14 protein-coding genes are annotated in these 13,019 nt (G+C 58.4%); 2 read left to right on the plus strand and 12 right to left on the minus strand.

The window, feature by feature from the left end:
• Nucleotides 1-76: 76 nt before the first annotated feature.
• From GEV39_RS14420 to GEV39_RS14435, 4 genes are read right to left on the minus strand one after another with little or no spacing between them, the layout of a single operon-like run.
• Nucleotides 77-1,393, minus strand: coding sequence for an ATP-binding protein (locus GEV39_RS14420; protein ID WP_173889923.1), 1,317 nt, complete (start codon nucleotides 1,391-1,393; stop codon nucleotides 77-79).
• Complete coding sequence (locus GEV39_RS14425; protein ID WP_173889925.1) at nucleotides 1,390-2,058, minus strand: response regulator transcription factor; 669 nt, start codon at nucleotides 2,056-2,058, stop codon at nucleotides 1,390-1,392. Before GEV39_RS14425 ends, GEV39_RS14420 begins: the two co-directional genes overlap by 4 nt.
• On the minus strand, nucleotides 2,059-2,373 hold the full coding sequence (locus GEV39_RS14430) for a PepSY domain-containing protein (protein WP_009685937.1): 315 nt from the start codon (nucleotides 2,371-2,373) through the stop codon (nucleotides 2,059-2,061). It abuts the gene before it with no gap.
• A complete protein-coding gene (locus tag GEV39_RS14435) occupies nucleotides 2,373-2,681 on the minus strand; it encodes a PepSY domain-containing protein (protein ID WP_173889926.1) in 309 nt (102 codons plus the stop codon). The genes GEV39_RS14430 and GEV39_RS14435 overlap by 1 nt, the downstream gene beginning before the upstream one ends.
• A 201-nt stretch (nucleotides 2,682-2,882) precedes the next feature.
• Between GEV39_RS14435 and GEV39_RS14440 the strand changes: the two genes are divergently transcribed.
• Both GEV39_RS14440 and GEV39_RS14445 read left to right on the plus strand, forming a co-directional pair.
• The gene (locus tag GEV39_RS14440; protein WP_173889928.1) at nucleotides 2,883-3,962 is read left to right on the plus strand and encodes a patatin-like phospholipase domain-containing protein; all 1,080 of its coding nucleotides are present in this window, start codon (nucleotides 2,883-2,885) and stop codon (nucleotides 3,960-3,962) included.
• A gap of 236 nt (nucleotides 3,963-4,198) precedes the next feature.
• Nucleotides 4,199-5,377: a tyrosine-type recombinase/integrase gene (locus GEV39_RS14445; protein ID WP_173889930.1), complete on the plus strand. Its 1,179-nt coding sequence runs from the start codon at nucleotides 4,199-4,201 to the stop codon at nucleotides 5,375-5,377.
• Between the two features lie 5 nt (nucleotides 5,378-5,382).
• On the opposite strand, the gene GEV39_RS14450 is transcribed toward GEV39_RS14445, so the two are convergent.
• The 8 genes from GEV39_RS14450 to GEV39_RS14485 all read right to left on the minus strand — a co-directional run bounded on the left by GEV39_RS14450 (nucleotide 5,383) and on the right by GEV39_RS14485 (nucleotide 13,019).
• The gene (locus GEV39_RS14450; RefSeq protein WP_249414277.1) at nucleotides 5,383-5,727 is read right to left on the minus strand and encodes a LexA family protein; all 345 of its coding nucleotides are present in this window, start codon (nucleotides 5,725-5,727) and stop codon (nucleotides 5,383-5,385) included.
• A gap of 79 nt (nucleotides 5,728-5,806) precedes the next feature.
• Nucleotides 5,807-6,121 (minus strand): hypothetical protein, encoded by a 315-nt coding sequence (locus GEV39_RS14455; protein ID WP_371262919.1) that lies wholly within the window; start codon nucleotides 6,119-6,121, stop codon nucleotides 5,807-5,809.
• 125 nt (nucleotides 6,122-6,246) lie between these two features.
• Complete coding sequence (locus tag GEV39_RS14460) at nucleotides 6,247-6,609, minus strand: hypothetical protein (protein WP_054913929.1); 363 nt, start codon at nucleotides 6,607-6,609, stop codon at nucleotides 6,247-6,249.
• Entirely contained in the window at nucleotides 6,606-7,037 is a 432-nt protein-coding gene (locus GEV39_RS14465) for a lysozyme (RefSeq protein WP_054913930.1), read from the minus strand. The genes GEV39_RS14460 and GEV39_RS14465 overlap by 4 nt, the downstream gene beginning before the upstream one ends.
• Nucleotides 7,038-7,379: 342 nt before the next feature.
• Nucleotides 7,380-8,438 (minus strand): glycosyltransferase family 61 protein, encoded by a 1,059-nt coding sequence (locus tag GEV39_RS14470; protein ID WP_173889933.1) that lies wholly within the window; start codon nucleotides 8,436-8,438, stop codon nucleotides 7,380-7,382.
• A gap of 74 nt (nucleotides 8,439-8,512) precedes the next feature.
• On the minus strand, nucleotides 8,513-10,906 hold the full coding sequence (locus GEV39_RS14475) for a hypothetical protein (RefSeq protein ID WP_173889935.1): 2,394 nt from the start codon (nucleotides 10,904-10,906) through the stop codon (nucleotides 8,513-8,515).
• Between the two features lie 59 nt (nucleotides 10,907-10,965).
• Nucleotides 10,966-12,579: a phage terminase large subunit gene (terL, locus tag GEV39_RS14480; protein WP_173889937.1), complete on the minus strand. Its 1,614-nt coding sequence runs from the start codon at nucleotides 12,577-12,579 to the stop codon at nucleotides 10,966-10,968.
• Nucleotides 12,576-13,019, minus strand: coding sequence for a terminase small subunit (locus GEV39_RS14485; RefSeq protein WP_173889939.1), 444 nt, complete (start codon nucleotides 13,017-13,019; stop codon nucleotides 12,576-12,578). The genes terL and GEV39_RS14485 overlap by 4 nt, the downstream gene beginning before the upstream one ends.

The raw sequence follows: 13,019 nt of genomic DNA on the forward strand, positions 1-13,019 counted from the left end.
GCGCCTGTACTGCAATTTTTTTGCAGTGCCTATCGGCAAAGCAGGCCGCCGCAGCCGCAGGAGCGGCTCGGGACCACTAGGCCTTGCGCGGCAGGTTCAGGCTCACCCGCAGCCCGCCCAACGGGCTTTGCTGCAACGCCAGCTGCCCTCCCCAGGCCTCCACGATGTCGCGCACGATGCCCAACCCCAGGCCGTGCCCGTCCACCTGTTCATCCAGCCGCGACCCGCGCCCCAGCACCTGCTGGCGCTGCCCCTCTGGAATGCCTGGCCCATCATCATCGACCCACAACCGATACCCTTCGGCATCCGCCTCGGCCCCCAGGCGCACTTCGCTGTCAGCCCATTTACAGGCGTTGTCCAGCAGGTTGCCCAGCAATTCCAAAACGTCTTCACGGTCCCATGGCAGTGACAGCCCGGGCGGCACATCACTGGCCAACAGCAAGCCTTCGCCGTGGATCATGCCCAGGGTTTCGAGCAGCCCGGGCAACTCGGCATCGCAATCGAACTGCGCGCCTGGCAGGGCGTCGCCGGCCAAGCGCGCCCGGTTCAACTCACGGGCCAGTCGTTGTTGGATCTGCTCCAGTTGCTCACGCATCTGCGCGCTGACTTGCGGCAAACCCTTGAGGCGCTCGCTCGACGCCAGGCTGAGCAGCACCGCCAGCGGGGTTTTCAGCGCATGGCCAAGGTTGCCCAGGGCATTGCGTGAACGGCGCAGGCTGTCTTCGGTGTGGCTGAGCAAATGGTTGATCTGCCCCACCAACGGGGCCAACTCGCTGGGGACTTCGGCATCCAGTTGCGAACGCTGCCCCTGCTGCAGCTGGGCGATCTGCTGACGAGCCCGCTCCAGCGGCCGCAACGAGCGGGTGACGGTGATGCGCTGCAGCACCAGCACCAGGATCAACGCCACCAGGCCCATGCCCAGGCCGATCTGTTGCAGGCGTCGGAACCCCTGGCGTACCGGGGAATAGTCCTGCGCCACGCTAATGGAAATATCCTGCCCCAGGCGCCGGTAGTCGGCACGCAGTGCCAACAGGTGCTGCCCTTCCGGCCGTAGCTCATGGCTGTCGGAAAGCCCTGGCGCCGCCGGTTTGGGCATATCCAGGTCCCACAACGAGCGAGAACGCCAGGTGCCCTGATCGAAGTCGATGCGGAAGTAGTAGCCGGAAAACGGCCGCTGATAAGCCGCCGAGATACGCCGCTCGTCCAGCTGCAGGCCGGACGGCCCCCGCACCAGGGCCACCAGCAGGTTCTCGCTTTCCTTGCGCAGGCCGTTTTCCAGGTAGCGTTGCAGGCCGGCTTCGAACAACCACAGGGTCAGTTGTGCCAGCACCACGCCCACCACCACCAGCACAGCGACCAGGCCCAGGCTCAAACGTGCCTGGATCGACTTCACTCGGCGCTCCCGGCGTAGATGTAACCTTGCCCACGGCGGGTTTCGATCACGCTGCGCCCCAGCTTGCGGCGCAAGTGATTGACGTGCACCTCCAATACATTGGAATCACGCTCGGTTTCACCGTCGTACAGGTGTTCGGCCAAGTGGCTTTTGGACAGGATCTGCTGCGGGTGCAGCATGAAGTAGCGCAGCAAGCGAAACTCGGCAGCAGTCAGCTGGATATCTACACCGTCGCGGCTCACGCATTGGCGGCCTTCATCCAAGTGCAAGCCGGCCGCTTCCAGCCTGGGCTGGTTGGCCAGGCCGCGGGCACGGCGCAAAAGCGCCTGTATGCGCAACTGCAACTCTTCGGGGTGAAACGGCTTGCTCAGGTAGTCATCGGCCCCCGCCTTCAACCCTTCGATACGCTCGGCCCACGAGCCGCGCGCGGTCAGGATCAGCACCGGCGCGGCCAACGCAGCGGCACGCCACTGGGCGAGCACCTCCAGGCCCGGCATGCCCGGCAAGCCGAGGTCGAGGATGATCAGGTCATAAGGCTCGCTCTGGCCCTGGTACACCGCGTCACGGCCATCGGCCAGCCAGTCCACGGCATAGCCCTGGCGTTGCAAACCGGCGATCAGCTCATCGGCCAGCGGTACGTTGTCCTCGACAAGCAACAGGCGCATTCAGTCGTCTTCCTCATCTTTAAGCAGGGCGCCGGTGCTGGCGTCGAGCTTGATTTCGCGAACCACGCCAGCAGGTGTCAGCAGCTCGACCTCATATTCGTAGCGATCATCGTCCTCTTCCAGTTCGGCTTCCAGCAAACGCGCCCCGGGGTAACGCCCCAGGGCGGTTTCCAGCAGCTGTTCGAGTGGCAGGATGACGCCCTTTTGCCGCAGCTTCAGGGCTTCATCCTGGTCGAGGTCGCGGGCGGCTGCCAGCGAGCACACGGCCAGCAGCGCCAGCGCCAGGTAGCGCGCTGGCCGTGGTAAGCGACGCATCACTTGTCTTGCTCGTCCTTCACCACTTCACCGGTCTTGGCGTCCAGTGCCACGTCCCATTCCACGTTCTGGGTATCGCGCAGCTCGACTTTGTAGATGTAACGGCCGTACTCGTCTTCCAGCTCGGAATCAGTAACGGTGGCGCCGGGGTGCTTGGCCATGGCAGTGGCCTTGAGTTCGTCCAGCGACTTGATTGTCTTGGCGTTTACCAGTTTGACCACTTCGTCGGGCTGCACATCCTTGGCGAAAGCGGCATTGGCGCCCAGGGCAAGGGCGGCGGCGGTGAACAGGGCAGTCAAGGTTTTCATCGTGCTTCTCTCCTGAGAGCTGTACAAGTTGTCTACGGGGTTAAGATTACCCGGCGGTCCTTAATTCAACCTGAAAGCAACGGGCGGCATGATAGCGCAGCCTGCGGGGCCGTGTGATGTTCCACCGCGCCGTTGCATCGGCACGCAGTATTAGCTTCACCGAACCTTATAATCACCGGCTCGATACCCAGGAGATCCGTCATGAGCGCCATCCACATCAAATACCCTGCGCTCACGTTCAAGGCGGGCCAACGTGCCCTGCAGCATATCCGCGAGCGCGGGCTACAGGCGGCCGATGTGGGTGTGCTGCCAGGCGCGGCAGGCGGGCCGAAGCCACTCGGCATCCAAGGCCTGGACCTGGCCCTGTTCGGTGAGTGGCTACCGTCGGCACCGCGCCAACGCGCACTGATCGGCGCCTCCATCGGCGCCTGGCGCTTCGCCAGTGCCTGCCTGCAAGACCCGGTGGCCGGCATCCGCCGGCTTGGCGAACTGTATACCGAGCAAGACTTTGCCAAAGGGGTTACACCGGCAGAAATCAGCCGCAGTTGCGCAACAATGCTCGATGACCTGCTGCAGGGCCGCGACGCCCAGTTGCTGGCCAACCCGCACTATCGCCTGAACATTCTGGTGGTGAAAAGCCACGGTCAGCTCGCCCACGACCAGCGCGCCCGCCTGGGCCTCGGCCTGGGCTCGGTGGCCGCCAGCAATCTGTTGGGCCGGACACGCCTGGCCCGCCACTTCGAGCGCATCATCCTGCATGACGCGCGTAGCGCGCCGCCGCTCGATGCCTTGACCGACTTCCCTTCGCGCTGCCTGCCGCTGGACTTGGCCAACCTGCGCCAGGCCCTGCTGGCCTCGGGCTCGATTCCGATGGTCATGCAGGGGGTGAAGGACATTCCCGGGGCGGGCGCCGGTACCTACCGCGACGGCGGCTTGCTCGATTACCACCTCGACCTGCCCTACCACGGCGACGACCTGGTGTTGTACCCGCACTTCACCGACAAGGTCATACCCGGCTGGTTCGACAAGGCGCTGCCCTGGCGCAAGGGCGATGCCAGGCGGCTGCAGAACGTGTTGCTGATGACGCCCTCACCGCACTATCTGGCCGCCCTGCCCTTCGGCAAGTTGCCAGACCGCAACGACTTCAAGCGTTTCATGGGCGATGCCGCGGGGCGCAAACGCTATTGGTACAAGGCTATTGCCGAAAGCCAGCGGCTGGGCGACGAATTGCTGGAACTGGTCGCCACCGGGCGACTGCATGAACGCCTGCAAGCCTTGTAGCGGTCATGCTGTTAAACTGCGCGCATTATTGATTCACTCAGAGTTCTGATAGCGTGGAAATCTTCAAGGATTCCACAGTGGATTCCCGCCTAAAACCGGACAATCTCGACAGAAGGCAAGGCGCCCGTATATGGGCGCTTATGCCGTCCTGATTCGTCCCGTTATGACTCTCCACATCCTTTATTAATTAGTACATCATCCAGTACATCCAACGAACAGACAGAGGCAATGTACTAGTGGCACTCACGGACACTGCGGCCAGGCAGGCCAAGCCCCGGGAAAAGGGATACACCCTGGCGGACTCGCTCGGGCTAACTCTCTACGTGGCCGAGAGCGGCGTGAAGAGCTGGCACTTTAGGTTCACCTGGCTTGGAAAGCAGGCCAGGATTTCGCTTGGGACTTATCCGGAGATCGGCTTGAAGGAAGCGCGTGCGCGGAGGGATGAGGCGCGCGAAGAGGTTGCGCAAGGTAAGGACCCGCGCGAATCGAGGAGGGAGAAGAAGATTGAGCGCCTGGGCGCCCAAGAAAGGACATTCCGCCGCGTCTATGAAGAGTGGCTTGAATTCAGGAAGGGAGGCCTGACCGAGTCGACGGTCAAGGTTATTTCAAACGCAATGGAGCTGGATGTACTTCCGGCATTTGGCCCGCGCCAGATCGACAGCATCAGGCGCGCCGACGTGATTACGCTGATCCGCCGCATAGAGCGGCGCGGCTCGATCACTACCGCCGTTAAGACTCGGCAGTGGACGGGCCAGGTCTTCCGCTATGCGGTTGCGATCGGAATGATTGAGGTAAACCCCACGGCGGAAATGCACGCTGTGACAGAGAAGATGGCGCCGCACAAGAACCGACCGTTCCTGACCTTCGACGAGATGCCGAGCATCATCAAGGCTATTGAGGAGAGCCAGTCAGGCCTACAGCTGCAGTGCGCCACCAAGCTGCTCATCCTTACAGCCTGCCGCCCGGCAGAGGTGCGCAAGGCCGAGTGGTCGGAGATCGACCTAGAAACCGCGACCTGGTCCATCCCGGCCGCCAAGATGAAGATGCGCCGCGACCACGTGGTGCCACTATCGCGCCAAGCGGTCGAGATTCTGCGCTTGATGCTTCCGATATCCGGGAACCTGAAGTACGTTTTCCCGAACCGGACGGACGCCGTTCGGCCGATCGGCATCAACTACGCGGTGAACCTGATGGATCGGTGTGGCTATACCGGCCGCCAGTCGCCGCACGGGTTCCGGCACTTGTTCTCGACCGAGATGAACAGCCGCGGCTACAACAAGGACTGGATCGAGCGCCAGCTTGCCCATGCCGACAGCAGTACAATCCGCGACGTGTACAACCACGCCACCTATATAGAGCAGCGCCGCGGGATGATGCAGGAATGGGCTGACATGGTATTGCCGGATCGTCATTGACGAGTCTAGCGGCGGTCATGGTCCCGGATACTGTGGGTCACCACCCCCCAAACCTCGAACTGGTCACCCTCCATGATGTACCTGGACGGGAACTTGGGGTTGTCCGGCACCAGCACCACCTGGCGGTCACGGATCATCATCCGCTTGCAGGTGGCATCTCCGTTCAGCGCGGCGATGATGATGCTGCCAGACTTGGGCTCAGCCAGGCGATCGACTATCAGCAGGTCACCGGTATAGATGCCGGCGTCCTGCATGCTGTCGCCCTCCACCTTGACCAAGTAGACGTTGGGCGCGCGCAGCTTGAGCAAATCGTCGATGGAGACCTGCAGGTGGTCAGTTTCTGAGGGCATGGTTGAAGGCATGGTGGCTGGCCTATAACTGGATATAGATACAGTATCTTATGGGCCAACCCATTCAGGCAACAGCCGGTCAGCGGCAGGATTCAACAGCGGCCTCCAGCTCCTTCTCGTAACCGATCCGCTGCCGGCGCTCGGCCAGCAGCGCCCTCACCTTCACTTCCAGGCTGTCGGTCTTTCGCAGGCCGGCAGCTGCCCAAGGCGGAACAGCTACCTCCGGCGCCCGGCACGGCACCTGCACTGGCACCTCGACGCGCACGTACTGGACCTCTGGCGCGACCTTCCCTGCGCAGCCGGCAATCAGAGCGATGCCTGCGAGCACCCCCACCCCGCGCAGGATTCGACCTGCAGCACCTGCACCGCCTGCACCGCCTGCACTTTTGTGCAAGACCTGCACTTGTTCGATGCTCCTGCAGGGTCCACCTTGGTGACCACCCTCAATCCCAGAAGTCATGCGGGTTTCAGTGGTAATTTCGCCTGCTTGGTGGCCGGGCAGGCCCACCCCTAAATCGGTCATAGCCCTAGCTCCTGATCGATGATCGAGGTGGCGGCCGCGCATAGGTCGCCACCGGTTCGCTCCTGCTGCAGGCGGTTTGCCGCTGCGTAATCGTCCTTGGCGCTGGCCCTGGCCTCACTCACCGCCTGCTCTGCCCTGGCCTGGCGCTCATTCGCCGCCAGGGTCAGGTCGCCCAGGGCCTTGGCCTGCTCCTGCGCCAGGCCGGCGAGGTTGTCACGGGCGGCCTTGCAGTTGGTTGCCTGGTCCTGCTCCGCATCTAGCAGCGGCCGGAAGTGGTTTGTGGTTGCCCAGATACCGACGGCCATGCCGAGCAGAACCAGCAGGCCGGCGCCGGCGAGGCGAAGCAGCCAGGCTTTCATGCCGTCTCCAGGAACAGGTCCCGCTCAGCGGCCCGCCGGCGGACCAGCCCGGACAGCACCTGCCCGCCGGCCTTGTTCCAGCGCGAGAACTGCTCGGCAGCAGCTGCGTAATTACCTGCATTGAGCAGACGGCGGAGCGTGGACGATTCAAGATTGGCCGCGCCCAGGTTGTAGGTGAAGCTCATCAGGGCATCCCACTGGTTTTGGTTCATTGGGGCCGTGACCAGGCGCTGCACTTCTGGCTCGAAGCGCTGTACGTCGTTCAGCAGCATGCGTTCGGCCTGTTCCTTGGTGATCGTCATCCCCGGTTTCACGCCCCGGGTGGTGCCATAGCCGATGGTCCAGACGCCGACCGAATCCTGATAGGCCTGCAGGCGCAGGCCCTCGAATGACTTGATGAGGCTCAAGCCACGTTGCGATGTGCGCATGGGTTTTCTCCAGGCGAAAAAAAGCCCGCGCTGGGCGGGCACGCTTATAGATTTAAACTATCTATTCTGAGCTCATGTTTCTGATGAGAAAGTACGAATTAGAAAACTCTTGACTTACACCCTCACGGGAGCTCCTATCAATAAATGAAATACTACGATTCTCTTCTGTACATATCATCTTCATAAATAGTTCGTGATGACTAGCTGAAATAGAACCATCGGAAAACATTTTATATAATCTAGAAACAAGCAGATCACATTCTTTTTTGATTTGGTCTGGTGAGTCTAGCCTGCGAACCAGTTCTATAGATTCAAAAATCGATGAATAAACATTCATAATATTCACTTCTTCGACTGAATGTTTTTTACGTGATCTTCGTATTTACTATCTACTGAACACATATCAATTTTAACTATTTTTGAAACAAGCCCTGCCTCACGAAGACGATCAAGAACAATCTCTGGATTAATCAAGAACGGGCCTGCCATTGTATGCGATTTAACATTTGCCGGAATGTAATATGGATCAAGCCCTATTACCTTATCAAGAGCTTCGAGTGTGTTGTAGGTAGATTTTTGACTAGGCTCACGCTCTATGTAGAACACCTTTGTCCCAGGCCGAGAAAAAATAAGATTGTGCATAGCGCTTCCGATGACGCCACAATAGACTTTCGACTTTCTCGAAATCTTTATCTGATCCTCTATGCTCATAGACTCTGGATACACAATCTCCCATCCATTCTCTCGAAGCTGAGCCTCTAATTCATCCTCGCCAAAAACAGGCCTTACCCTAAACTTTGTCCTTGAGAAATAAATTGGCCTGGCATTTTCTTCGGGCCTATCAAAGTAGTTGCCAGAAACATTTTCAGCTATCGTGGCGCAGACGTTGCGGTGAGAGAGGAACGCTTCTTCTCCCCCAAGCCTAAGAGATGGGTCAGGAATGGTTATCCTAGAAAACCTCAAAGGCCTAGTGATAATTGCAATCTTTTCTAGAGGAATACCCATTTTTTTAAATAGGTACTCCCCAATTTTACATGGAGCAGAATGACCTGGATGCGCATGAAAGAATATTTTGTCAAATTCGAGGTGATTGAGCATTCGCCACATTCTCGTCATTGATTCAATCAGGAAGTGGCCGTAGTGCCCTCGATAGAGAAATCCTCCATACACAGCATTTCCATCAAAGTCCTCCGCTGATTCAGGTTCGCATCTGCCGTAAGCCATAATCGGGGACTTTACGCCACGAAAGAGCCCAGAGCTCGCAATAAAGTCCCCATCGCTGGTGAAAATTCCGCCCTGCATCTCCTGCGGCCCAGTCCTTGGAATCGCCTTGCTAGGCATGGCAACGGCGCCTTCATAGACCTCGCAACCTGGCAGGTCGAACCTGATTTTGACAGCCATCATCCTTCCCCTTCGACGCATCAAAAGCAGGTACGATAGGCTGGGCTAAACCCTGGGTCAATACCACTTTCCCTTTAGGTCCTGAGCGTTGCATCAAGATCGAGAATTAGGTAGTTGCACGCCCAGTTTGTGCCGTTGAACTCATACTCCATGTAATATCGATTGGTGTTACCAGAACGGATGACGTTCAGAACTGTGCCGCCAGAACCATTTAGTATGCTGACGGTGTGACCAGCAGCAGATGCGTTTACATATTTAATTCGGATCTTGTCGCCTGCAGTTGCGCCAATCTTAGAAAGAACCAAATTAGCTGTCAGAGACGTTCCACTAAGTGAAACGGTAGTCATCCCAGACTTTGGCTGCATTGCAAAGTCAGAATTAGAGTTTATGACAAGCGAACCTGGGGAGTTTAAAGCTCCTCGGCTGGAGCGCTCAACATAAATTCCTGTTGGGTTGAAACCAGCTGGCAAAATAACCAGGCTGGAATCTGTGTTGGATGCGTCGATATCTAGCATCTTTACATCAGTAGTGTTGAAATATGTATTCTGCACTCTGCAGAACTCATTCATTCCCCTCGCCGAACCTCCGCGCATCCGCAGTCCACTGACGCTGTCAAGAAGTATTGCTCCCGTCATCTGTAAAGAAAGATCGAAATCCTGAATGCGCAAAAATGTAGAAGCGCAATTGGTAAGCCTTATCGCGTAGGAGTCCGCAAGAGCTACAACGCTTCCAGGCACGCCATGTATTGCTCCTATAGTAACCTTGTAGTTGCACTGAGATAGATCTACAGCTGACCAGCCTGCTGAGTGAGAAGCCATCGCCGAAGATCTGTAGTAGCTGTTTGGGCCGATATTCAGCTCTACCCGCTTCGTGCCAATAATTCCGCGATAGGAGCAATTGAAGTGGTTATTATGGACAAAACCACCAGGCTCTTCGCCAGAGTTTGAATAGTGCAATCCAATCCAGCAGCTTACCGCTTCATTTCCGTGTATCTCATGGCCCTCTACGCCGTCCCCAAGCTCCCACGCTTTGGACATGCTTGTACACGACCCATCATAGATTGAAATTCCAATAGCACCGGTTGCGGATGAGAACACTACCCCTTTGCATGGGTGAGCGCTGCCATCTGTATCCGCTGGGTTCCACCCGCCAAAAAAAGAGTACCTGTTCAGACGGAACTGACGGCAATCGCCAATGCTAAGAACTTCGCTCCAATAGTTAGTTGCGATAGTCAAAGACAGGTTATCGTCGCTAGATTGCAGGCCGGAGAAGTCGAAACGATATTGCCGATTCCAAGCATTTGCGCTTTTTGGCGTAACAACAGCTCTTCCGCCTGCGACTGTCGTAGTGATTCGAGTATTCCGGATTCCACTCAACTGCTTGAATCCAGAGTTCGCATCAATGTAGGTGAAGAAGTCACCGCCAGCAGGCCCGATATACCTAATCCTGAGCTGATCGTTCCCGTCGATAATCACGCCGATAGGCAAGGTCACTGGGCCAGAGGAAATTACGCCTTTACCAGTGAACCTGGTGACCCCGCTATTCAGAGCAGCCTGAAGCGCTGCTGTACTATCGGTGGCGCCCGTTAGGTCAATGCCCGAATACGAGCTGAAGTCAACGGAAATTAAGCCTAACAGGTTGTAAACTTTGGACTTAATGTAGTTCCAAACGTTCAAGGCGCTAAACTTTCGAACGCCATCCGGCCTGGAAGCCGAAAAAAAATCACTGTCATTCACCGAGTTCAGCTCATCAGCTGTCACGATGACGTTTTCAGTGAATAGCTCAAGCTCGACTGGGTCTAGCCAGTCTACCCCTATTCTGCCATCGCTAGAGGCGCGCGGGGTATTTCCAGGGGCAGGATCTTCTGTAATTTTCTCCTCCAAAGAGGCGATTGCAGCAAGGCTGTCATTTGCAATCCAGCCTTCCGACTTGTAAATGTACTCGACCTGTTCGGCGGTGTTGAAATAACGGTCGCCCGGCTGAAGCGGAAGCCCATTGTCGCGGAGAACCGGAGCAGTGGCAGCTGGAGCCAAGAAGCCCGCAGTCCGAGCTGTCGCAACGTCCGCGGCATCTTCTGCGGCCTGCGCAGCTTGGTTGGAGGCGTCCAGCGCCGCTTGAATGGCGGTAGCTGACAGAGCTGTCTTGCCGGTATTTACTGCCGTGCCGCTCTGATTCTGCCATACGGCATAGATCTCATCTGCGTCGTTCGACTGCACCAAGAAGATGCCTTGATCGGCCGTTTCTGCCAGGCCGGCCGACACATTCGGGTAGATGGTCGTGGAGATACTGATCTTCTCGGCAGCGTCCTGCTGTATTTCCAGAACCACCTGCTTCAGATTTTGAATGTCGCCCGATTGGGTAGGGATGCTGTCGGCATTCGCAGCATCGTTGGCGAAGCGGAAAACGATGTTGCTGCCGACTTCCGCGCGCACAGTCGCGATCTCAAGGCGCTGAGTTTGATCAGCCATGTCATTTCCTTTGGGCGAGTTTGTAGAGCGCGCCTGGGCGCGGTCAGCGAAACGAGGTGTTAGGAGATCCAGCCGCCGGAGAAGAAGCTGCTGGTATCGTTGATGAGCATGTCGGCCACGGCATCGAAGATGGTGTCGACCTGGTCATCGTGGTCGTGGCTGTCGTCGGCCGTGAAAGCTGCGGCCTCGGTGAGGAAGGTGGTGACCCAATCAGTGGTGCACAGGTCCTGCCCCCGGTGATCCTTGACGTGCGTAATGGACTTGCCCTGCTCGTCGTAGATCGCAGGCACGAATACACGGCCGGACTTGAACCAGGGCACGGCGTCCATGCAGCGGGTGACCTTGTTGGAGGCCGGGCCGCGCGGCTGGGGCTCGATCTGGATAGAACCCTTCTTGCTGATGGTCTGGATGAGGCCGGTGCCGCTGGACTTGTCCTCGACGCGCATGTACCGCAGGGCCGCGGGCCGGAATTGGTCCCACGGCTTCCAGCGCTCCCAAACGCGCAGCGCCTCGGCCTCCAGATCGCCAGCGTCCCACTTACCGCGCACGATCTCGATGATGTACAGGTTTCCGTCGATGCCCAGGCCACAATGGCTGAATACCGAGAAGTCGTGCTGCTCACCGGTCTTCTGGGCGGTATCCACGTAGACGCCACGCCAGACCAAGAACGGCAGCTGCTCGTAGGTCTTGAACCAGTCCGGGTCGATCATGCCGCCCGTGAGCGCCACGGGCTCCTGCTGGTACTGGCTGACCATGGTGTAGGCATCTTTGTCCCACAGGGCCATCAGGTCGTAGACCGACTCTTTGGCCGGCCAGTAGGACCAGTATTCGACGCCGCCACGCACCACCGAGGGTCCGCTGAACACGTCGCGCTCCGCGTGCTCGCGGATGCCATCGGGCAAAGATGCGATGTACTCGCGGGTGACCAGGGCCGGCACCTTGATGTGCGCGAAGTCCAAGCCCATACCACCCTTGAGCAAAAAACCGGACACGTCGTCCGTGTGCAGGCGCTGCTGGGTGCAGATGACGGGGGTATCAGGCGATGCGCGCCGGCTGCGCAGCGTATTTGTGACGATACGCTGGGCCTTGGCCCGCATGGTCGCCGAGAACGCGCTGTCGGCCTTCTCCGGGTCGTCCAGGTTGATGAAGCCGGTGAAGTCCTTGGAGATGTAGCCGCCCCTGCAGCCGGTGATCTGGCCGCCGGTGGAGCGACTGAACAGCTGGTGCCTGATGCGGCCCTTGCCGTCGATCAGCGACCAGTTCTCGACATCGGCCTTTCCCATCGAAACGCGCCAGAGCTCCTGGTACTCAGGGCTGGATACGATCGACCGGATGCGGCCGGAGTTCTCCACCACCAGAGAATTGGAGTAGGAGACGTTCAGCGTGCGCGTTCTGTCGCGCACTGTCATGGCGTAGGCTGGAAGGTGGATTGACCAGTACTCGGTCTTGGTGCCACCTGGTGGCATGTTGAACACGACGTTCTTCAGTTCGCCACTGAGCACGCGCAGCGCTGTGTGGTCCATGTACCGGTGGTGCCAGTTGCAGAGCATCTTCATGCCCTGGTTCAGCTGGAACCACACCCTCATGAACGAAAGCGGCGAGTGTTCACTTATACTTTTGGCGGCCTGCTTCTCCTCGATGCTCATGGTTTCCCAATCGAGGAGTGCACTCATAGGCGGGCCAGTACCGACTCAAGGGCTTCCTGGTCAACCTTGACCGTGGATTTCGTCTCGATGGGCGCACCATCCTTGCCGGTCAACTCAACAATCTGCTTGTCGAGGCCCAGGAGCTTTGCCTTGCCCATCGAGGCCGTGACCATGGCCGAGGCCTTGCCGGTCTCCTTGCCGAGCAGGCGAGCCTCTTCCAGCTCAGCCAGGAGCGTGTCCACGGTGATTTCGTGACGTTCCATGACCTTGATCCTTAATTCTTCGATGCGTGCCTGAACGAGAGGGTTTTGTAGAAGGTTGTAACCCTCCCGCTGGGCTGTTTTGTCGGCCATGTTGGAGGTGTTGTAGGACCGCCGGTAGGCCTCGGAGGCGTTCCCGGTCTCGACATAGGCGAGGCAGAAAAGCTCCATCTTGTCGGTGAAGCGTCTCTTCGGCTTGCGTTCCAT

The sequence above is a fragment of the Pseudomonas sp. NY5710 genome (assembly GCF_013305665.1).
Taxonomy (GTDB): Bacteria; Pseudomonadota; Gammaproteobacteria; order Pseudomonadales; family Pseudomonadaceae; genus Aquipseudomonas; species Aquipseudomonas juntendi.

Coding starts and splice junctions, on each gene's coding strand:
- GEV39_RS14425 (WP_173889925.1), bottom strand. CDS start 2,058: ATGCGCCTGTTGCTTGTCGAGGACAACGTACCGCTGGCCGATGAGCTG.
- GEV39_RS14430 (WP_009685937.1), bottom strand. CDS start 2,373: ATGCGTCGCTTACCACGGCCAGCGCGCTACCTGGCGCTGGCGCTGCTG.
- GEV39_RS14435 (WP_173889926.1), bottom strand. CDS start 2,681: ATGAAAACCTTGACTGCCCTGTTCACCGCCGCCGCCCTTGCCCTGGGC.
- GEV39_RS14440 (WP_173889928.1), top strand. CDS start 2,883: ATGAGCGCCATCCACATCAAATACCCTGCGCTCACGTTCAAGGCGGGC.
- GEV39_RS14450 (WP_249414277.1), bottom strand. CDS start 5,727: ATGCCCTCAGAAACTGACCACCTGCAGGTCTCCATCGACGATTTGCTC.
- GEV39_RS14460 (WP_054913929.1), bottom strand. CDS start 6,609: ATGAAAGCCTGGCTGCTTCGCCTCGCCGGCGCCGGCCTGCTGGTTCTG.
- GEV39_RS14465 (WP_054913930.1), bottom strand. CDS start 7,037: ATGCGCACATCGCAACGTGGCTTGAGCCTCATCAAGTCATTCGAGGGC.
- GEV39_RS14470 (WP_173889933.1), bottom strand. CDS start 8,438: ATGGCTGTCAAAATCAGGTTCGACCTGCCAGGTTGCGAGGTCTATGAA.
- GEV39_RS14475 (WP_173889935.1), bottom strand. CDS start 10,906: ATGGCTGATCAAACTCAGCGCCTTGAGATCGCGACTGTGCGCGCGGAA.
- terL (WP_173889937.1), bottom strand. CDS start 12,579: ATGAGTGCACTCCTCGATTGGGAAACCATGAGCATCGAGGAGAAGCAG.
- GEV39_RS14485 (WP_173889939.1), bottom strand. CDS start 13,019: ATGGAACGCAAGCCGAAGAGACGCTTCACCGACAAGATGGAGCTTTTC.